The sequence below is a fragment of the Ralstonia sp. A12 genome (assembly GCF_000801955.1).
In the GTDB taxonomy this organism is placed as follows: Bacteria; Pseudomonadota; Gammaproteobacteria; order Burkholderiales; family Burkholderiaceae; genus Ralstonia.
The window spans coordinates 21899-41946 of record NZ_JSZO01000016.1 but is presented as its reverse complement, the minus strand read 5'-3'; the positions used below and the strand labels follow the sequence as shown (position 1 = coordinate 41946).

Sequence of the window (20048 nt, the reverse complement as noted above, 5' to 3'; positions counted from 1 at the left end):
TCAGTTACAAGGGCATCGGTGTCACATGTGGCACCGATGCCATTACCCTTCAGCGAGGTACTGTATGAACAACGTATTGCGTTATGTCATGGCAGGTCTGGCCATTGCGGTTGGATTGTTCTCGGTGGGTGCCAACGCTACCGTTGTCATTGGTGGTACGCGCATCGTCTATCCGGCTGATGAAAAAGAAGTCACGGTCAAGCTGAGCAACGAGGCCAAGATCCCCTCGCTGGTTCAGGTTTGGCTGGATGACGGCGACGAAAAATCGACACCGGATTCGGCCAAGGTTCCCTTTACGGTGGCGCCACCCATCTTCCGCATGGACGGAGGAAAGGGGCAGGCCGTACGCCTGATGTATACCGGTGAACCACTGCCGACAGATAAAGAATCGCTGTTTTGGGTGAACGTGCTGGAAGTGCCACCCAAGGCAGACAACAAAGACGGACGCAACCGGCTGCAGTTTGCGTTCCGCACACGCATCAAATTGTTTTTCCGCCCTGCCAAGCTGGCAGGTGACGTTGACCAGGCCGCAGACAAACTCACGTGGAAGCTGATGCCCGCCGAGGCAGGCAAAGCGTTGGCGCTGCAGGTGACCAATTCCACGCCATACCATGTCAACTTTGCCCGGGTTGGCATCGATGTCAACGGCAAAACCCTGGATGGCGACGGCGGTATGGTGGCTCCTGGGCAGAGCGCGACACTTCCGCTCAAGGATGTGACGCATACCCCTTCGGGTGACATCAAGGCCGATTTCACGGTCATTACTGACTACGGCTCGCTGGTCCAGAAGCAAGCGCCGCTCGCGCGCTGATTGTCGTCTCGCAGTCATAGGCGGGTGCCGCCTCTGACGAGGCGGTCGCGCCGGTAGCTGACGCCGCGTGCTGCGGCAGCAAGCAAACACCGGCTGCGCCCCCAAACGGTTCCCCCCTTCAAAAAATCTGTATGGCTTATGCCGCCTCTGGTGAGGCGGTACGGCCGCCTGCTGCTTTTATCTGGAGAAGGTAAGGATGTCGCCTCGTGACGCCATGACAAAACATGCGCGAGCCTTGGGCTTGCCGCGTGGCTATGTGCTGTCTGCGATGATCGCTGCTGCACTGGCGCCGAAGGCCTATGCCGCGCCAACAGAGAAAGAGAAAGAGACGGACGCGGCTCCTTCGACCTCTGGGACCGTGACATTCGACCCGGACTTCTTCCCGAAGGGTACGAGCAGCCAGGTCGATATTTCTCGCTTCGAGAAAGGCGGCTACATCACCCCCGGCACCTACCGTGCCGATGTGGTCCTGAACCAGCAGTGGCGCGCCCGCGAAGACGTGATGTTTGTGACGGAGCCCGGCTCGCAGCAGACGCAGCTGTGCCTCGACGCACAGTCGCTTTCGCGTTACGGCGTAGACGTCTGGAAAGTCGCGATGGCGGCGGCAGAAGGCAAGGCCGAACGGTTGCCGGAAGGGCGTTTCTGCGCCCCCCTTAGTCGCTATATTCCCGATGCGACCATGAACTTCGACATGGGGAACCAGGAGCTGACGCTCACCGTTCCCCAGATCTACGAGCAGCGCCAGGCCCGCGGCTATGTCGATCCGTCGCAATGGGATGCAGGCACGACGGCAGCCACCCTCAGCTATAACGCAAACGCCTACACGAACAGTGGCGGCACCAACTACTCCAGCGGGTACCTGGGGATCAATGCCGCTATTCACAAAGGTTCGTGGCATGTGTATCACCAGGGCGCGCTGGGCCTGTCGTCCGTCGGTGGGTCGGGCTATCAAGCTGCCGCGACCTATCTTCAGCACGACTTGCCGGCGTGGCGCGAGCAGCTCACGGCGGGTGACCTGTTTACCTCGGGTGAGATGTTTGACAGCGTGCGCGTGCGCGGCGTGCGTCTGGCGACGGAAGATCGCATGCTGCCGCAATCGCTGCGCGGCTTTGCGCCGGTGGTGCGTGGCGTTGCTGAAACCAACGCGCGTGTGGTTGTTCGCCAGAATGGCTACCTGATCTACGAAACCAACGCAGCCCCGGGTCCGTTCGTGATTGATGACCTGTACCCCACCGGGTACGGCGGTGATCTTCATGTGGAAGTGACCGAGGCCGATGGGCGCGTCAAGCGCTTCGTCGTCCCGTTCTCGACGGTGACCCAGTTGCTTCGTCCGGGTATCAGCCGGTGGAGTGCAACGGTAGGGAAGGTCAACGGACTGAATCTGCAGGATGCGCCCGGTATCCTGCAGGGCACCTACCAGCGTGGTCTGACCAACATCCTGACGGCTTACGGCGGTGTCACGCTGGCATCGGGCTATCGCTCGTTCCTGGCCGGTAGTGCTGTGAACACCGACGTGGGTGCGTTCTCGCTGGACGTCACGCAAGCGCATCAGTCGGTGGGTCAATCGTCGTCCGACGGTATGTCGGTGCGCGTGGGTTACAACAAGAACATCGTCAACACCGGCACCAACCTGGCAGTTGCTGCGTATCGCTATTCCACCAGCGGGTTCGTGGGCTTGAGCGACATGGTTGCGGTGCGCGATGCGGCGGCGCGTGGCTTGCCAACGGACATCGTGTTGCGCCAACGCAGCCGCGTCGACTTGAACCTCGCTCAGTCGCTTGGCGAGAAGGCGGGCTCGCTCAACGTGTCGGCCTCCATGCGCAACTACTGGTCGGGCGGCGGCAGTCAGTTGGACTACACCATTGGCTATTCGAACCGGTGGCGTAACCTGACCTACAGCATCACCGCGCAACGCACGCGGGAGTCCATTGCCAACGCGGGGCGCTGGAGCGATTTCAACCAGATCCCGGGTGCGATCGATGCGCCCACGCCGACGATCGATTCACGGTGGGATACACGGCTCTTCTTTACCGTCAGCATCCCCCTGGGCTCGAAGGTCACCTCGCCAACGGTCTCGGCCTCGCACAGCCAGTCGCATCGGGACGGCAGCAACAGTCAGGTCAGCCTGTCCGGCAATGCCGGCGAAGACCAGCGTATCGGCTACGGCATGACCGTGGGCCGCAACGACGGCAGTTCGGCGTTGAGTGCCAATACCCGATACAGCGGCGCCTACGGCCAGGTTGGCGCCAACTACAGCCAAGGTACCGGGTATCGCCAGGTGGGTGTTGGTGCGTCGGGCGGTCTGGTTGTCCACGGCGGCGGCGTGACGTTCGCGCCAATGCTGGGCGACACCATCGGCCTGGTGTATGCCCCTGATGCCGCCGGCGCACGGGTGTCGAACAGCCAGGGTGCCGTGGTTGACCGCAAGGGCTATGCCGTTGTGTCGAACCTGAACCCGTACGAGCTCAACACCGTCACGCTGGACCCGAAGGGCATGGCAGCCGGCACGGAGCTGAAGTCAACCACGGTAAGCGTCGCGCCGCGTGCGGGCGCGGTGGTCAAGCTGACGTATGAGACCAAGGCCGGACGCGCCGTGATTATCGACAGCCAGAAGCCCGATGGGCAGGCGCTGCCTTTCGGGGCGGAAGTGGTGGACGATCAAGGCACGAACGTTGGCGTGGTTGGACAGGCCAGCCGCGTCATCGCCACGGGCCTGCTGACTTCGGGCGCGCTGACGGTGCGTTGGGGCGAGGGCGCGGAAAACAGCTGTCGCATCAACGTAACGCTGCCAGACAAGCCGGCTGCGAGCGGTTTCGAGCGCTTTGATGCCGTTTGTGAGCCTGGTGCGCCAAGTGAGCCAAGTGCACCAGCGGTGCAGCCGGTCAATCTTTCCGAGGCATTCGGTCAGGCGCCGCAGCCCCATGGCGCGATGCTGACAAAGGCGCGTTTTTCTTCCACGCGGTTGACGCCGTCACCGCGCACTGAAGTGCAGGGCTAACCATGCGACAAAGCAATTCATCGATCCGTACGCTGTGGCGCGCATTGGCAGCGTTGGCGCTGTGCGGCGCGTCTTCTGCAGCGCTGGCCCAGTCATCCAACGTGAGTGTGACTGGGCGTTTGACAGCGGGCACGTGCCAATGGGGTGTGGGCGGCTCTGACCACGCGGTCCCCTTGGATCCGGTCAAAGTCTCCCAGCTCAAACAAGGTCAGGTGACTGGGCTGAAGACGTTCACCCTGGCGCTGACCAACTGCGCTGCAGGGCTGATCAGCGCAACGTTCACCTTCTCGGGCACGTCTGATGCCACGGACAAGCTGCGCTATCGCAATAACGGTACGGCAGCCGGTGTGGCCGTCGAGTTGCAATCGAGCGATGGAAGAACGATCGGCGCCGATGGAACGGCCAATCAGCGCACGGCCACCGTCATCGGCAATCAGGTCACGCTCCCGTTGCAGGCGGGGTATTGGCAGGTTGGCGCACGTGCCTCAAGTGGAACCGTTGATACCGGTATCACCTTTGCGATTCAGTACAACTAGAAAGGCCGGTTAGCGGGCGCGAGGGCGGGTGGTTCGTTTCGCCCTTTTGTCTCGGTGTGGTCTTAGTCTTCCGGATGCGCCGACGTTGTTCTTCAACGTCGGCGCTTGTCTTTGTGTGTGGCTTGTCACGTAAGATGGCGCGCAGTGCTTCGTGCCGCCCAGGACTGCCACGCCATGCCCAACACCCCCTCATCCACCGTACTCTCGGCCATGCGCCGCTTTCGGCGTTCTGCGCTGTTTGGCGGCGGTATCGTCCTCACCGTCTTGGCACTGCTCACGTTCGGCATTGCAGTGGCGTCGATGGTCTATGCGCATATCGAGGCAGAGCGGCGCGAGCTGGCCGTTGAGGGCCAGCGGATGGCCGGCGAGGTGGCCAAGGCCGAGGTCGTGCTGCGCAGCACCATCTACATGGCCGAGCTGGTCTGGAACCAGAACCTGACTGCCGCCCCGGGCGATGCTGCCCGCTTTCATGCAAATGGCGGCCAACTGGTGCGCCAGCATGACAGCGGCCTGCATTCCGTGTTGTTTGCCAGCGCCACGCCCAACACGCCCGTGCCCGACCTTGAGCGCTTCATTGCGTTGACCGACAGTGTCTCGCGCACGCTGTCCACCACCGCCGCCATCCAGGGCTACCGGTTCACCACGTACCTCTACACACCGTCGCACGACTTCCTGGCGATCTCGGCCTTCCCCTGGCCCGAGCAGGCCAAGCTCGACGCAGCGTTGGCGAACCGGCCGGCGCTGTTCAATGCGCTCACGCAGCAAGACGGCCAATCCATCGCCCCCGCCACCACCATTGACTCGGGCACCGGCCTGCACACGGTGCGTTGGCTTGCGCCTTATCGCAACCCGTTGACGGGCGAGCTGTCGATCCGCATGTCGATCCAGGGGCTGGACACCACCGGCAAGCCGTTTGCCGTGTTTGTGTGCGAGGTCGCGCCGGCCGATGTGCTGATATCGCTGTCGACCGACCGGTTTGACGGCACGTTCGTTGTCTTGGGCAGCGGCGGCATTCCTGTTGCAACGAGTGCGGGCGATCGCGCGCGGCCCGAGATCCTGGAAGCGGTGCGCGAGCTGCCCCGCGCGCCCGGCATGGTGGCCAAACGCGCCAGCAACGGTGTCTTCATGGTTGCCGCGCCGCCTGGTCCTGCGGGTGGGCGTGTCGTGTATGCATTCCACTGGCGCGACGTGCTGGCGAGCGTCTGGCCGCAGATCCGGTTGACGCTGCTGCTGACAGCGGGGCTGATCACCGTGCTGTGGGTGCTGCTGTGGTGGTTCAACCGGCGTGTCTTCGTGCCGATGCTCGAACGCTCCGAACGTGTGGTCGAAACCGAGCGCCTGAACCAGATGCTGATTGAACTGGCGCCCATTGGCCTGAGTGTCATCGACGTCCGCAGCGGCATGCCCATGCTGAGCAGCCCGGTGATGAACGAGGTGGCTGGCAAGGCCATTACCGATGCCCCGTCGCTGCCCGCAGAAATAGTGCGCCGCTATGCCACGCGTGGCAGCGCGGGTGTCATACGTGACGACGTTGCATTTGCCACAGCCGATGGCGGCCAGATCGATCTGGCGCTCAGCCTGGCGCAGGTGCCCTACCGCAACACCGATGTCCTGGTGCTGGCCTTTGCCGACATCACCGACAAAAAGCGCACCGAACTGGCGTTGCACGAAGCCAAGCAGGCCGCAGACAACGCCAACCGCGCCAAGTCTGTCTTCCTGGCAACGATGAGCCACGAGATCCGTACGCCGCTGAACGCCATCCTGGGCAACCTGGAGCTGGTCGGGCGCATGCCGCTGCAACCCGCCGTGAGCGAACGGCTGCAGACCGTCACCGCGTCGTCAAACGCGCTGCTCGGCATCATCAACGACGTGCTGGATTTTTCGAAGATCGAAGCAGGGCAGCTCTCCGTTGAATCCATTCCGTTTGATGTGGCGACGGTGGTGCGCCAGGTTGCCGCCATCTTTGAACCCATTGCGCAGGAAAAAGGCCTGCAGTTCGACTGCGTCGTGGGTGACAGCGTCGCCCCCTCGTACCTGGGTGACCCGACGCGCGTGCGCCAGATTGTCTCCAACCTGCTCAGCAACGCCATCAAGTTCACCGACAAGGGCGGGGTGCAGATCGCGCTGCGCGCCGAGCAAGATGCAGCCGGCAAGCCCGGCATTGCCATTCGCGTGGTCGACAGCGGTATCGGGATGAGCGCCGAGCAGCAGGCACGCCTGTTCGAGCCGTTCGTGCAGGCAGACGCCACCATTACGCGCCGGTTTGGCGGCAGCGGCCTTGGGCTTGCGCTGTGCCGCAGGCTGGTGGGCTTGATGGGCGGCACCATTGCGCTGGAAAGCACGCCTGGGCAGGGCAGCCAGTTTGTCGTCACGCTGCCGTTTGCCATCGCCGATGCCGGTGCCGTTGCTGACGCTGGTGTCGATGCTGGCAACGACGCGGCACCGGTGGCAAGCGTGGCGCACGTACGTGTATTGGCTGCCGACGACCAGGCCGCCAACCGTGAGCTGATCCGCATGCAGGTCGAAGCGCTCGGCTATCGGGTCGACATGGCCGACAGCGGCGACGCTGCCCTGCACCGCTTCAACGCCCAGCCCTATGACATCGTGCTGACCGACCTGAACATGCCCGGCATGGACGGCTACGGGCTCGCGCGGCGTCTGCGGGCGCAGGGCGCAAAGGTGCCGATCATCGCCCTGACTGCTCATGCAGAAGTGGAAGAACACCGCCGCTGCATACAAGAGGGCATCGATGCCGTGCTCGTCAAACCGGTGCTGCTCAAAACGCTCGATGCCACGCTGCGCCGCATGCTGCGCGCCAAGGCCGTGGTGGCTCAGGCCCCCGAGCCTGTGCCCGGTAACGGTGTCGGCATTGGTGAAGGGCGTTTGTCAGGCGCGATCCTGACAGCGCTCACCCAGTCAACGCAGGCGCAGCTTGCCGCGCTGCGCGTGGCGCTCTCAACGGGCGACCGCAACGCTGCGCTGCGCGACCTGCACGCCATGAAAGGCACGTTCGCCATGGTGCACGAGCAGGCCGTCTCAGATGCGTGCGCAGAGATGGAGCAACACGCCAAGCAAGGGGATGACCTGGTCGCCCTTCAGCCCGCGTTGGAGCGGCTTGCCGTACTGACCCAAGACGTGCTTGCGCGCCGCAGTGCGTAGGCGTGCGCAACCCACCGGCGCACACGTTGCCATGTCACGCATCGCTTAGCGGTGCGTCGATCGGGCCGCCCTGGTCATGCAGCGGATCGGCGTTGCGTGACACCGCCGGCAAGATCCCCGTCTCGATGCCGTAACGCACCAGATCCACATCACGCACGATATTGAGCTTGCGCATGGCCGCGTTCTTCTGCGTGCTGATCGTCTTCTTGCTGCGATGCAGTTGCGCGGCAATCTCGTTCACCGTCATGCCCGACACAAACAGCCGCACCACTTCCAGCTCGCGCGGTGTCAGTGGTGGTGGGCTGCTGGCGCCGCGCTGGGGTGGCTCGATGGTGCGCAGGATCTTCTCAATATTGGGCGAGGCATAGCGGCGGTCGGCAAACGCCGCACGCACCGCCAGAGACAGGTGGTGCATGAGGTCAGATTTGCTCACGATGCAGCCCACCTCCACCCAAAGCGCCTGCAGCAGCGCCGGGTTCTCGATCATCGTCATCACCGCAATGCGCACATGCGGATAGCGCTGCCGGATCAACGACAGCAACGCCATGCCATCACCATAGCGGCCGCTGGGCATGGCGTAGTCACACACCAGCACGTCGATGGGGGTGCGATCGAGCAGGTCGATCAGATCAGTGGAGTCGCGCGCCACGCCACCGATCAAAATCGACGGGCTGGTTGCAAATTCATGCTTGACGCCAAAGAGGATGGCCGGGTGGTCATCCGCCACTGCAACGCGGATCAGAACAGGATTCATGAGTCATGGGTCATCAGGCAACGACTGGATCGGGGGTGCCGCCGCACACGCACGGGACGGGTCTTTCAGACACAGCCCCGACTCTATGGCTGCGGGCAGGGCACGAACAGCGGAAGCGTCCGAAAACCATGTCAAACCTGGTGGACAAAAGAAAAAAGGGCCCCGGTTGCCCGGAGCCCTTCCCCTCATACGCCGCGCGTTTGACCTGTCTGCCTCCCAAGAAGGAACTGGGATGAACGCTATCGGAAGACAGACAGCCCTTACACGCAGGCCAGAGCTTTGGTAACGGCTTACCAGTAGAAGCCGCCGCCCACCACCGCGCCAACTTCACCGCGGCTGCTGGTGTTGATCGCGGCCTTGACCGTCCACTTGCCGTCGCGGGTCATGTAAGACGCGCCAACGGCCGTGCCGTACTCACCACCGTACGTGCTGCCCGAGATGGCCATGAACGTGCGGCCCGGCATGGACGACTGCGGCAAGCCTGCCACCGCCATCGCTGCGGCCACGCCGCCCATGGCGTCTTGGCGTGCGCTGCGCACCGAGTTGTTCATCTGCTGCACGTTCACAGCATCCGTTGGTGCCGTACCGGCTGCAACGTTGGTGATCTGACGCTCAGCGCCTGCCGAACCGACCGACACGGTGCCTTCACGATCCGCCACCGAACCTTGGCCCAGAGCAACGGCATTGTCAGCCGACGCATTTGCACCCTGGCCGATGGCCGAGCTGTTCGAACCCGATGCGCTCGAACCCTGGCCGATCGCGGAGCTGTTGCTGCCCGATGCCACCGCACCCTGGCCGACTGCCGAGCTGTAATCACCCGAGGCATCAGCACCCTTACCCACTTGCGTGCTGTCCATGCCCGAGCCGCTGAAGTCGGCCGGGCCGCCCGAACCACCACCGCTGCCGCCGCCGTTCTGCTCAAGGTTCGTCACACGGCCATCCAGGTACGAGTAGTAGTTGCCGACCTTCTGCTCCAGATCAAACAACTGGCCACCGTTGACCGCCTGCATGCTGCCCGAAGCGATCAGGCCCGGCGCCACGTTGTTCAGCACCGTACCGCCCGTGCCACCAAACGTCACGCTGCTCAGGGTGATGTCGTCATACACCACGGCTGCCATCGGCAGGTTGGTGTTCGGGTCGAACAGGCCCATGGCCTTGAGTTGCGCGATCGAAGCTGCATCGTTATCGGCCACGCCGTTGGCCACACCGTTCAAGCGGCGGTCACCCGCGGTGCCTGCAAAGTTCACGACCGTGCCGCCCGTGGCCGCAGCCACCGTCACATCGGCATTCGGGCCGGCTTGCTGCACCAGGCCGATCGAGCCGTTGCTCAGGTCGTTACGGATGTTGGTGATGTCGCCTTCGTTCTTCGTCACACGGCCATCCAGGTTGGCCACGTTCACGTTGGTGGTGTTCAGTTGGTCACCCGTCACCGCATCGGTGCTGCCTGCGGCCACGTCGCCATTGGCAATGCCCGTCAGCTTGCGAGCGCCGTCGGTGCCCGTGAAGTCGACCTTGTCGCCACCCGTTGCCGCCGCCACCGTGATGTCCTTGGTGGTTGCGTTCTGCTGCACCAGACCAATCGTGCCGTTACCCACTTGCTGCTGCAGGTTGGTGATGTTGGTTTCGTTGACGGTCGTACGGCCATCCAGGTTCGTCACGGCATCGCCCACGTTGTGGACGATGGTCGTGCCACCGTTGCCATCGCCAACCGTGAAGCTCGGTTGCGTGATCGAACCATCCGGGTTGACCGACGAGCCCGCGCCGATGGCGTCTGCCACGCTTTGCGACACGCCGTGCAGTTGCGAACCGTTGATCGCTTCCTTGCTCGTTGCCGAAACATCACCGTTGGCCACACCCACCAGCTTGCGGTCGCCCGCCGTACCAGCAAAGTTGACGTTGGCACCATCGGTGGCAGCGCCCACGGTCAGGTCTGCACCTGCGCCCGCTTGCTGCACCAGACCAATCGTGCCGTTGCCCACTTGCTGCTGCAGGTTGGTGATGTCGGTCGTGTTCTGCGTGATGTTGGTTTCATTGGTAGTCGTACGGCCATCCAGGTTCGTGACCGCATCGCCCACGTTGTGGACGATGGTCGTACCACCCTTGCCATCGCCAACCGTAAAGCTCGGGGCAGAGATGGAGCCATCCGGATTGACCGTCGAGCCCGCACCGATGGCCGAGGCCACGCTGTCGGCCACGCCGTGCAGCTGCGAACCATTGATCGCGTCTTGGCTGGTGGCCGAGACCGCGCCGTTGGCTACGCCGGTCAGCGTGCGAACGCCGTCCGTGCCGGTAAAGTCGACCTTGTCGCCGCCAGTTGCCGCCGCCACGGTGATGTCCTTGGTGGTTGCGTTCTGCTGCACCAGGCCAATCGTGCCGTTCCCCACTTGCTGCTGCAGGTTGGTGATGTTGGTTTCGTTGGTGGTCGTACGGCCATCCAGGTTGGTCACCGCATCGCCCACGTTGTGGACGATGGTCGTGCCACCGTTGCCATCGCCAACCGTGAAGCTCGGGGCCGAGATGGAGCCATCCGGATTGACCGTCGAGCCCGCACCGATGGCCGAGGCCACGCTGTCGGCCACGCCGTGCAGTTGCGAACCATTGATCGCGTCTTGGCTGGTGGCCGAGACGGCGCCGTTGGCCACGCCAGTCAGCGTACGAACGCCGTCCGTGCCGGTAAAGTCGACCTTGTCGCCGCCAGTTGCCGCCGCCACGGTGATGTCCTTGGTGGTCGCATCCTGCTGCACCAGGCCGATCGTGCCGTTGCCCAGTTGGCTGCGGATGTCGGTGATGTCGCCTTCGGCAACCGTCACGCGGCCATCGAGGTTGGTCACGTTGGTGTTGATCGTGGTGATGTCACCTTCGTTCTTGGTCACACGGCCATCCAGGTTGGCCACGTTCACGTTGGTCGTGTTCAGTTGGTCGCCCGTCACCGCATCGGTGCTGCCCGCAGCCACGTTGCCGTTGGCCAGACCCGTCAGCTTGCGGACGCCGTCCGTGCCCGTGAAGTCGACCTTGTCGCCACCCGTTGCCGCCGCCACGGAGATGTCCTTGGTGGTTGCATCTTGCTGCACCAGGCCGATCGAGCCGTTGCCCAGTTGGCTGCGGATGTCGATGATGTCGCCTTCGGCAACCGTCACGCGGCCATCGAGGTTGGTCACGTTGGTGTTGATCGTGGTGATGTCACCTTCGTTCTTGGTCACACGGCCATCCAGGTTGGCCACGTTCACGTTGGTCGTGTTCAGTTGGTCGCCCGTCACCGCATCGGTGCTGCCCGCAGCCACGTTGCCGTTGGCCAGACCCGTCAGCGTGCGAACGCCGTCGGTGCCGGTGAAGTCAACCTTGTCGCCACCCGTTGCCGCCGCCACGGAGATGTCCTTGGTGGTCGCGTCTTGCTGCACCAGGCCGATCGTGCCGTTGCTCAGGCCGTTGCGGATGTTGGTGATGTCGGTCGTGTTCTGCGTGATGTTGCCTTCGGCAACCGTCACGCGGCCATCCAGGTTGGCCACGTTCACGTTGGTCGTGTTCAGTTGGTCGCCCGTCACTGCGTCGGTGCTGCCCGCAGCCAGGTTGCCGTTGGCCAGACCGGTCAGCGTACGAACGCCGTCCGTGCCGGTAAAGTCGACCTTGTCGCCACCCGTTGCCGCCGCCACGGAGATGTCCTTGGTGGTCGCGTCTTGCTGCACCAGGCCGATCGTGCCGTTGTTCAGGCCGTTGCGGATGTTGGTGATGTCGGTCGTGTTCTGCGTGATGTTGCCTTCGGCAGTCGTTACACGGCCGTCGAGGTTGGTCACGTTGGTGTTGATCGTGGTGATGTCACCTTCGTTCTTGGTGACACGGCCATCCAGGTTGGCCACGTTCACGTTGGTCGTGTTCAGTTGGTCACCCGTCACTGCGTCGGTGCTGCCCGCAGCCACGTTGCCGTTGGCCAGACCCGTCAGCGTGCGAACGCCGTCGGTGCCGGTGAAGTCGACCTTGTTGCCGCCAGTTGCTGCCGCCACGCTGATGTCCTTGGTGGTCGCGTCTTGCTGCACCAGGCCGATCGTGCCGTTGTTCAGGCCGTTGCGGATGTTGGTGATGTCGGTCGTGTTTTGCGTGATGTTGCCGTTGGCGGTGCTCAGGCCATTGTCGAGCGCAGCCAATGCCCCGCCCACGGTGGTTTGCGGGCCGCCGTTGGTGAGGTTGTACGTCGGGCCGGTGACGGCACCCGTGTTCGGGTCGATGCTGGCGCCGCCGCCCAGGGCGGTGACGACCGGGGTGAGCTGCGACACGTTCACGGCGTCGGTAGCTTGCGTGCCGGCGGCCATGTTGACGAGCTTGCGCTGCGTGGTGGTATTGCCGATCGACACGGTGTTGGCGGCGCTGGCGATCGAGCCAGAACCCAAGGCGACCGAGCCCGTGGCAGTGGCCTGAACGTCGGCGTTTTGGCCCACGGCGATGCCATTGTCAGCAGTGCCGCGCGCATTCACGCCCATTGCAATGGCGTTTGACCCCGTGGCACGTGCCCGGAATGCGTCGTTGTCGGTGCTGCCCAGGGCGATCGAGTTGGCACCCGAGGCTTCGGCGTTGACGCCGGTCGCAATGCTGCGGGCGCCAGAGGCGTTTGCGAGGTTGCCCACGGCAATGTTGCCGGCAACGGTTCCCGCGTTGGCAGAGGCGCCGATCGCGACCGCGTTGGCGGCAGCGTTGGCCAAGTTGCCGAGGGCGGTTGCGCTGGTTCCGGTTGCCTTCGCCTCGCTACCCAGTGCCACGGCATTTTCTGCGCTGGCCTCACTCTGACGCCCCAGGGCAGTCGCACCCTGTTGCGAGGCCTTTGACGCGATCCCTACCGAAACGGCGCCCGCCCCCGTTGCCTGTGCGTACGTCAAGGTGCTGGTGGCACCACCGATGGCGATGGCGCCATCGGCCGATGCGGTTGCACCGTACTTGCCGGATTGGCCCGTACCGATCGCAACGCTGCCGACACCACTCGATAGTGTGCCGCCGCCCAATGCCATCGATCCATAGGTGCCGAGTGACTGGGCGCCCTGACCAATGGCGAGGCCGTTGCCGGTTCTGATAGTTGGGCTGCCAACGGTAGCGCTAGGGCCAATTGCAATGCCGGACGCGCTGTTATTTACGCTTGCCGTGCCCCCGCTGTTAGTGATCTTGATGTACGTATCATCCAGCGCGGCATTCGTGCCAATGCCACTCGTGCCGATGGCGCTCGTGCCCATGGTGCCGATGCTGGCGGGCGTGCACACGCCAGCGGTATCCGTCGTGCCCTTGCGACCGTCTTCGGTCGTGCACTCTTCAGCAGCAAATGCGCCGCCCATGGCAGCACCACCCAGCGCCAGCGCAACCACAGTGCGGCGTGCGGCACGTGCCGTGCCCTTGCTGCGCGACTTGGCTGTTTCAGCGGCCGCTGCCCACGTATTCGTTGTTGCGTTCCACACGCTGCGATAGACCTTGTTCATATCCCTGTTCCTTCATGGTTGGGTGGGTTGATGAGTCCATGCTAGGGATTGGCGGGTTTTCGTTGAATGAGAAACGTCTTAAATTTGTGCAGATGCGCAAGCCGGCGGATGGCCGTGTGGCGCGCGCAACGGCAATGTAGAGGCTCGGGGGTATGTTGAGTTGCCATGACTGGCCTTAGGGAGCGGGCGCTTGGCTCGGATTGAGACGGGTCCGCATTCTTCCCGGAATGCCATAGGACATTCCCCTGGATGCAGAATCCGCGCGTGAGGTGGCGCTACAGGCACATCAAGGAATGGACTGCGCCAAAGAAAAAAAGCCCGTGCCATGGTGGCAACGGGCTTTTTCAAGATTGATTCAACAAAGCGGCATGGCAGGGCGGGCAGACCGGCCCGCCCAGTGCCTTACCACTGGTACGACGCGCCTGCGCCGACGGTCGTGCCGCCGCTGGACAGGCCCACGCCCGCCTTCATCTTGATGTTTTGGGTGATGCGCGCCTCGCCGCCGATTGCAACGGCCTGGTAGCCCTTGTAGCTCGCGCTACCAATACCCAGCGACAGGTTCTTGCCCGGGTCCACACCCGGAATCATCGTCAGCGCGGTGGCTGCGGCAATGCCGGCGTAGGCGTTGCGCGACAGATCGTCGACCTGATTCTGCAGTCCGCCAATGGCGCGGTCGAGCTGGCCCTTGTTCACTGCATCGGTGTCACGCACGCCGTCCTTCACGTTGGTGAGGTAGCGCTCGTTGCCTTCCGAGCCGAACGACACAGCATCATCACGATCTGCACGCGAGCCCTGACCGATGGCGGTGGAGTTGCTGCCCGTGGCGCTGGAGCCTTGGCCGATGGCCGTGCTGTTTTCGCCAGAGGCGGCCGAACCGTTGCCGACTGCCGTGCTGCTGTCACCCGAAGCACTGGCGCCCGCGCCCACTTGCGTGCTGTCCTTGCCCGAGCCGCTGAAGTCCACCGGGCCGCCCGAACCACCACCGCTGCCGCCGCCGTTCTGCTCAAGGTTCGTCACACGGCCATCCAGGTACGAGTAGTAGCTGCCCATCTTCTGTTCCAGGTCAAACAACTGGCCACCGTTGACCGCCTGCATGCTGCCCGAAGCGATCAGGCCTGGCGCCACGTTGTTCAGCACCGTGCCGCCCGTGCCACCAAACGTCACGCTGCTCAGGGTGATGTCGTCATACACCACGGCTGCCATCGGCAGGTTGGCGTTCGGATCCCACAGGCCCATGGCCTTCATCTGGGCGATGGACACAGCATCGTTATCCGCCACACCGTTGGCCACGCCGTTCAAGCGGCGGTCACCCGCGGTGCCTGCAAAGTTGACGACCGTGCCGCCCGTGGCCGCAGCCACCGTCACATCGGCATTCGGGCCGGCTTGCTGCACCAGGCCGATCGAGCCGTTGCTCAGGTCGTTACGGATGTTGGTGATGTCACCTTCATTCTTCGTCACACGGCCATCCAGGTTGGCCACGTTCAGGTTGGTGGTGTTCAGTTGGTCACCCGTCACCGCATCGGTGCTGCCTGCGGCCACGTCGCCGTTGGCAATGCCCGTCAGCTTGCGAGCGCCTTCGGTGCCCGTGAAGTCGACAGCCTTGCCATCGGTAGCGGCACCCACGGTCAGGTTTGCACCCGCACCGGCTTGCTGCACCAGACCAATCGTGCCGTTACCCACTTGCTGCTGCAGGTTGGTGATGTTGGTTTCGTTGGTGGTCGTACGGCCATCCAGGTTCGTCACGGCATCGCCCACGTTGTGCACGATCGTCGTGCCACCGTTGCCATCACCCACGGTAAAGCTCGGTTGCGTGATCGAACCATCCGGGTTGACCGACGAGCCCGCGCCGATGGCGTCTGCCACGCTTTGCGACACGCCGTGCAGTTGCGAACCGTTGATCGCTTCCTTGCTCGTTGCCGAAACATCACCGTTGGCCACACCCACCAGCTTGCGGTCGCCCGCCGTACCAGCAAAGTTGACGTTGGCACCATCGGTGGCAGCGCCCACGGTCAGGTCTGCACCTGCGCCCGCTTGCTGTACCAGACCAATCGTGCCGTTACCCACCTGCGCTTGCAGGTTGGTGATGTCGGTCGTGTTCTGCGTGATGTTGCCTTCGGCAACCGTCATGCGGCCATCCAGGTTGGTCACGTTGGTGTTGATCGTGGTGATGTCACCTTCGTTCTTGGTCACACGGCCATCCAGGTTGGCCACGTTCACGTTGGTCGTGTTCAGTTGGTCACCCGTCACTGCATCAGTGCTGCCTGCGGCCACGTTGCCGTTGGCCAGACCCGTCAGTTTGCGAACGCCGTCGGTGCCGGTGAAGTCAACCTTGTCGCCGCCAGTTGCCGCCGCCACGGAGATGTCCTTGGTGGTCGCATCCTGCTGCACCAGACCAATCGTGCCGTTGCGGAGGTTGGTGATGTCGGTCGTGTTCTGCGTGATGTTGCCGTTGGCGGTGCTCAGGCCGTTGTCCAGGCCCTTGAGCGCGTCTTCCACGTTGTAGGTGATGCCGCCGTTGGTGAGGTTGTAGGTCGGGCCGGTCACCGAACCATCCGCGTTGACCGTTGCACCGCCGCCGAGTGCGTTCACGACCGGCGTGAGCTGCGAGACGTTCACGGCATCCGTGGCTGCCGTGCCGGCGGCCATGTTGGTGATCTGGCGTTTCGTGGTGGCGCTGCCGACCGAGACGGAATTAGCGCGATCCGTGGCCGAATTTGTGCCCAGCGCGACTGCGTCCGTATGCGAAGCCTTGGCGCCTGCGCCCAGCGCGGCCGCACCCTGTTGCGAGGCGCTTGACGCGACCCCTACCGAAACGGCGCCCGCTCCCGTTGCCTGTGCAAACGTCAAGTTGCTGGTGGAACCACCGATGGCGACGGCGCCATCGGCCGATGCAGTCGCACCGGCCTTGCCGCTTTGGCCCGTACCGATCGCAACGCTGCCGACACCGCTCGATTGTGCGCCGCCGCCCAATGCCAGTGCGCCATAGCTGGTGCTCGCGAAGGCGCCAGAACCAATGGCAATGCCATTGTTGGCCTTTGCATCAACGGTGGCGGAACCGCCAATCGCAATGCCGGCAGTGCTGTCAACTCGGCTTGCGTTGGAAGCGCCGATGACCTTGATGAACGTATCGTCCAGCGCGGCATTCGTACCAATGCCACTCGTGCCGATGGCGCTCGTGCCCATGGTGCCCATGCTGGCGGGCGTGCACACACCAGCCGAATCTTTCGCGCCCTTGCGGCCATCGTCGGTCGTGCACTCTTCAGCAGCAAACGCGCCGCCCATGGCAGCACCACCCAGCGCCAGCGCTACCACAGCGCGGCGTGCGGCACGTGCCGTGCCCTTGCTGTGCGACTTGGCCGTTTCGGCGGCCGCTGCCCACGTATTCGTTGTTGCGTTCCACACGCTGCGATAGACCTTGTTCATATCCCGGTTCCTTCATGGTTGGTTAGGTTGATGAGTCCATGCTAGGGATCGACGGGTTTTCGTTGAATGAGAAAAGTCCTAAATCTTGTGCAGGTGCACATTGGGGCCGATGCGCGTGCATGGCCCGCAACGCCTGGCGGGCGCTGGCCCAAAGCAAAAGCCCCCGCACGGGGCGGGGGCTGGCTGACTGGCGGTGCAGCGTTACTGTGCTGGCGCCGGTTCCTTTTTCACCGTGCGGCTGCTGAACCGCACCGACAGCGCCTTGCGTGCGGTATCCAGCGCTTCACCCTTGCCGGCCACCTTCAGCAAGGCATAGCCCTCCAGTGCGGCGGTCATCACATCGCTGCCCAGCGCAAGTTGCGAGTCGCGCATTTTTTCAGTGAGCTTTTCGATGCGGATGAGGCGCGTGCGCAGCGTGTCGAAGCCCGCCAGATCGCGGCGCATTTCCGCCACGTTGAAGTTGGGCGGCAGCACGTTCGGGTTGGTGCCGAGGATTTCCACCGCCTGGCGGCAGAAGGCTTCAGATTTGTCGCCCATTTTGGTGAGCGTGTGGCGCTCGGTGGGGGAGAGGTCGATCAGGCCGATGAGCTTGTCTTCCAGCGTCTTGAGCGCGCCGTCAATGGCGGCCAGATCAGTGGTGGTGGGGGCAAACGAAATCAGGTTTTGCGTCATTGCATGCCTTATGAGTTGAACAACCACGTCATGCCGGTTGGCACGACCGCGCGAGAGTGGCGGGCAAGGCGCGTGACCGCAAGGCCGAAGGGCCGTTTTGGCCGCAGAATCCGAAAACTCCTATGCGCTTGACGATGTGGGAGCGGCGCGCGAGGCGCGACATGTCACTGCCGGGTGTGGGAGAGCCGGCATCGGGTCTTGATGAGTCGATGCCAAGACGCAAAGCCCCGGTGCCGGGTCAAAAAGAGTCGGCTATCGGGTCTTTGAGAGACAGCGCCGAGACTCGGAGAGCCAGCGCCGAGACAAAAAGAGTCACCCCTCGGGTCTTTTAGCGCCAGCGTCGAGACGCAGAGAGCCAGCGTCGAGACGCAGAGAGCCAGCGGCGGGTCTAAAAGAGTCGACCATCGGGTCTTTGAGAGTCAGCGCTGGGTCTTAGTGTGTCGGCGGGGCTCGCAGCCGTATCGACGCCGAAGAATCAGAATCCGGGCCGCGCCCGCATCGCTATAATTGCGACCGCTGCCGCACCAACGGTAGCCGGGTTTAGCGACCTGAAACACCAAGGGCGGACGATTGCTGCACGCAATCGCACTGCTGCTCCCGTTCGCGCCTACTCTGGCGGGCCGGGTGGTGAGACCTTCGGGTCTACCGGTTTCCTTGGGGGCCGGGTCGCTAACACCACCGTCAGGCCCGCCACCCTCGTTTAGCGCCGAGATGGCGGGTCTCCTTCAATCCCAAGGAGGCTCTATGCCAAGCACCCAACGCGGGCACCGCCCCGCGTCTTACCCATCCCCACCCACACGCCGCCCCCAAACCTGCCGGTCAGGAGGTGCGCAATGACGCCAACCCAACGCCGCATCTACCTGACCGGCGCACTGGCCGCGCGAGACTACCTGCGCTACACGCAGACCGATCTGCGCACCCACCGCCAGCTCCGGCCCGACACGCTGCGCTGGGAACTGGCCTACGCCGCCCGGCAGCCGCCAGAGTTTCGGGCGGGGTTTCTGGATGGCATCGGCGCGTTTGTGTCGATGGTGCTGGAAGGGTGTCAGGTCAACCCTGACACGTGGGAAGTGCTGACCGCCTTAGAGCGGGCTGGCGAGCGCCAGTAACGATAAAAGATAGAAAGACGTATCCCTGAGACGGGCAGGGATGCCATCAAGCCGGTGCAACGCCGCGCTGCCAGTCAAATGTTGGTGACTGTGCCTTCAAATTTAAGAGCCGTCTGATAACGCCGTGGGCCGTTGATCGTCACAATCAGGCCCCGGAGTTTCGGACCTGTCTATTTGCTCTGCTGCCAGTACGGCTGAGCGCCTTCTGAGATCTCCCCACACCGCAAGCTGCTGCACATGGGGGCAGCAAACGCGCCAGTGGGTCAGGTCCTCTCCATTCCGACTCCAACGATGAGGTGATGCATGTCTCTCCGCCGTTTTATGGCCGCTTGCCTCTTGGTGATGGGGTGCGGTGCCAGTGCAGTGCAAGCCGGTGTGGTCATCGGCGGGACGCGTGTCATCTATCCCGCCAATGTGAAGGAGGTGACGGTGCCCTTGGATAACGAGGGCACGCGGCCTGTGCTGGTGCAGGTGTGGGTGGACGCGGGCGACCCATCGGCAACGCCGGAGACCATCAAGACACCGTTCTTTATCCGGCCGCCCATGTTTCGCATGGAGCCCGGCAGTGGCCAAGCTGCTCGGTTGAGCTACACGGGTGACCCGCTGCCGGACAACCAAGAAACGCTGTACTGGTTCAACGTGCTGGAGGTGCCGCCCAAGGCGGCGGATTCAGACGCCGACAACAACATCCAGTTTGCGGTGCGCACGCGTATCAAGCTGTTCTTCCGCCCGTCGGGCTTGCAAGGGGATGCCGCAACGGCATTCAAGCAGCTCAGTTGGAAGTGGGTGGCTGGCGAGAAGGGCAAGGACGTTGCCCTGGAGGTGAGCAACCCCACGCCGTACTACGTCAACTTTGGCGATGTTGGGCTGAAGGTTGACGGTGTACTCAAGCGCACGGGTGAGGGCGGCTTTGTGGCACCTCACGCCACGACCACGTTTTCGCTCGCGCCGCTCAAGCTCACGAGCCGCCCCAGTGGCGATGTTCTGGCCAGCTTTGAAGTGATGGACGATTTTGGTGGGTCAAGCGAGCAGGAAGTTCGGCTTGCGCCCTAACGATTTTCTGCAGGCACGCGTGCACTGCAAAACCCTTGACCGTAACCGGCGCTATTGCCAAACCTTCCACCCACAGAGTT

Annotated in this window: 10 protein-coding genes; 6 read left to right on the top strand and 4 right to left on the bottom strand. The window is 63.4% G+C overall.

Annotation, left to right across the window (positions count from 1 at the left end; all coding sequences use genetic code 11):
- Positions 1-64: 64 nt before the first annotated feature.
- From PI87_RS18735 to PI87_RS18720, 4 genes are all read left to right on the top strand, one after another.
- Positions 65-811 carry a fimbrial biogenesis chaperone gene (locus PI87_RS18735; RefSeq protein WP_039599233.1) on the top strand — a complete coding sequence of 249 codons (747 nt, stop codon included), beginning with the start codon at positions 65-67 and terminating at the stop codon, positions 809-811.
- A gap of 214 nt (positions 812-1025) precedes the next feature.
- Positions 1026-3809: a fimbria/pilus outer membrane usher protein gene (locus PI87_RS18730; protein ID WP_198139585.1), complete on the top strand. Its 2784-nt coding sequence runs from the start codon at positions 1026-1028 to the stop codon at positions 3807-3809.
- A gap of 2 nt (positions 3810-3811) precedes the next feature.
- Positions 3812-4345, top strand: a complete 534-nt coding sequence (locus tag PI87_RS28150) for a fimbrial protein (RefSeq protein WP_052321606.1) — start codon at positions 3812-3814, stop codon at positions 4343-4345.
- A 174-nt stretch (positions 4346-4519) separates the two neighbouring features.
- Positions 4520-7504, top strand: coding sequence for a hybrid sensor histidine kinase/response regulator (locus PI87_RS18720; RefSeq protein ID WP_052321605.1), 2985 nt, complete (start codon positions 4520-4522; stop codon positions 7502-7504).
- Positions 7505-7538: 34 nt separating this feature from the next.
- Here the strand turns inward: PI87_RS18720 and PI87_RS18715 are convergent, their stop codons facing one another.
- The 4 genes from PI87_RS18715 to PI87_RS18700 form a co-directional block, all read right to left on the bottom strand.
- On the bottom strand, positions 7539-8258 hold the full coding sequence (locus PI87_RS18715; protein ID WP_052321604.1) for a response regulator transcription factor: 720 nt from the start codon (positions 8256-8258) through the stop codon (positions 7539-7541).
- A 290-nt stretch (positions 8259-8548) separates the two neighbouring features.
- Entirely contained in the window at positions 8549-13711 is a 5163-nt protein-coding gene (locus PI87_RS18710; protein WP_039599232.1) for an ESPR-type extended signal peptide-containing protein, read from the bottom strand.
- Between the two features lie 402 nt (positions 13712-14113).
- Positions 14114-17134 (bottom strand): YadA-like family protein, encoded by a 3021-nt coding sequence (locus PI87_RS28145; RefSeq protein ID WP_052321603.1) that lies wholly within the window; start codon positions 17132-17134, stop codon positions 14114-14116.
- A 201-nt stretch (positions 17135-17335) separates the two neighbouring features.
- Positions 17336-17806 carry a hypothetical protein gene (locus PI87_RS18700; RefSeq protein WP_039599231.1) on the bottom strand — a complete coding sequence of 157 codons (471 nt, stop codon included), beginning with the start codon at positions 17804-17806 and terminating at the stop codon, positions 17336-17338.
- 833 nt (positions 17807-18639) lie between these two features.
- Here PI87_RS18700 and PI87_RS18695 point away from each other — a divergent pair.
- Together PI87_RS18695 and PI87_RS18690 are read left to right on the top strand one after the other, a co-directional pair.
- Positions 18640-18915, top strand: a complete 276-nt coding sequence (locus tag PI87_RS18695) for a hypothetical protein (protein WP_039599230.1) — start codon at positions 18640-18642, stop codon at positions 18913-18915.
- A gap of 303 nt (positions 18916-19218) precedes the next feature.
- On the top strand, positions 19219-19968 hold the full coding sequence (locus PI87_RS18690) for a fimbrial biogenesis chaperone (RefSeq protein ID WP_084210007.1): 750 nt from the start codon (positions 19219-19221) through the stop codon (positions 19966-19968).
- Positions 19969-20048 lie beyond the last annotated feature (80 nt).

Excerpts from the sequence above, each read along its gene's own strand:
- PI87_RS28150 (WP_052321606.1), top strand. The coding sequence starts at position 3,812 with ATGCGACAAAGCAATTCATCGATCCGTACGCTGTGGCGCGCATTGGCA.
- PI87_RS18695 (WP_039599230.1), top strand. The coding sequence starts at position 18,640 with ATGACGCCAACCCAACGCCGCATCTACCTGACCGGCGCACTGGCCGCG.
- PI87_RS18700 (WP_039599231.1), bottom strand. The coding sequence starts at position 17,806 with ATGACGCAAAACCTGATTTCGTTTGCCCCCACCACCACTGATCTGGCC.
- PI87_RS18720 (WP_052321605.1), top strand. The coding sequence starts at position 4,520 with ATGCCCAACACCCCCTCATCCACCGTACTCTCGGCCATGCGCCGCTTT.
- PI87_RS18735 (WP_039599233.1), top strand. The coding sequence starts at position 65 with ATGAACAACGTATTGCGTTATGTCATGGCAGGTCTGGCCATTGCGGTT.
- PI87_RS18690 (WP_084210007.1), top strand. The coding sequence starts at position 19,219 with ATGTCTCTCCGCCGTTTTATGGCCGCTTGCCTCTTGGTGATGGGGTGC.
- PI87_RS18730 (WP_198139585.1), top strand. The coding sequence starts at position 1,026 with ATGACAAAACATGCGCGAGCCTTGGGCTTGCCGCGTGGCTATGTGCTG.
- PI87_RS18710 (WP_039599232.1), bottom strand. The coding sequence starts at position 13,711 with ATGAACAAGGTCTATCGCAGCGTGTGGAACGCAACAACGAATACGTGG.
- PI87_RS28145 (WP_052321603.1), bottom strand. The coding sequence starts at position 17,134 with ATGAACAAGGTCTATCGCAGCGTGTGGAACGCAACAACGAATACGTGG.
- PI87_RS18715 (WP_052321604.1), bottom strand. The coding sequence starts at position 8,258 with ATGAATCCTGTTCTGATCCGCGTTGCAGTGGCGGATGACCACCCGGCC.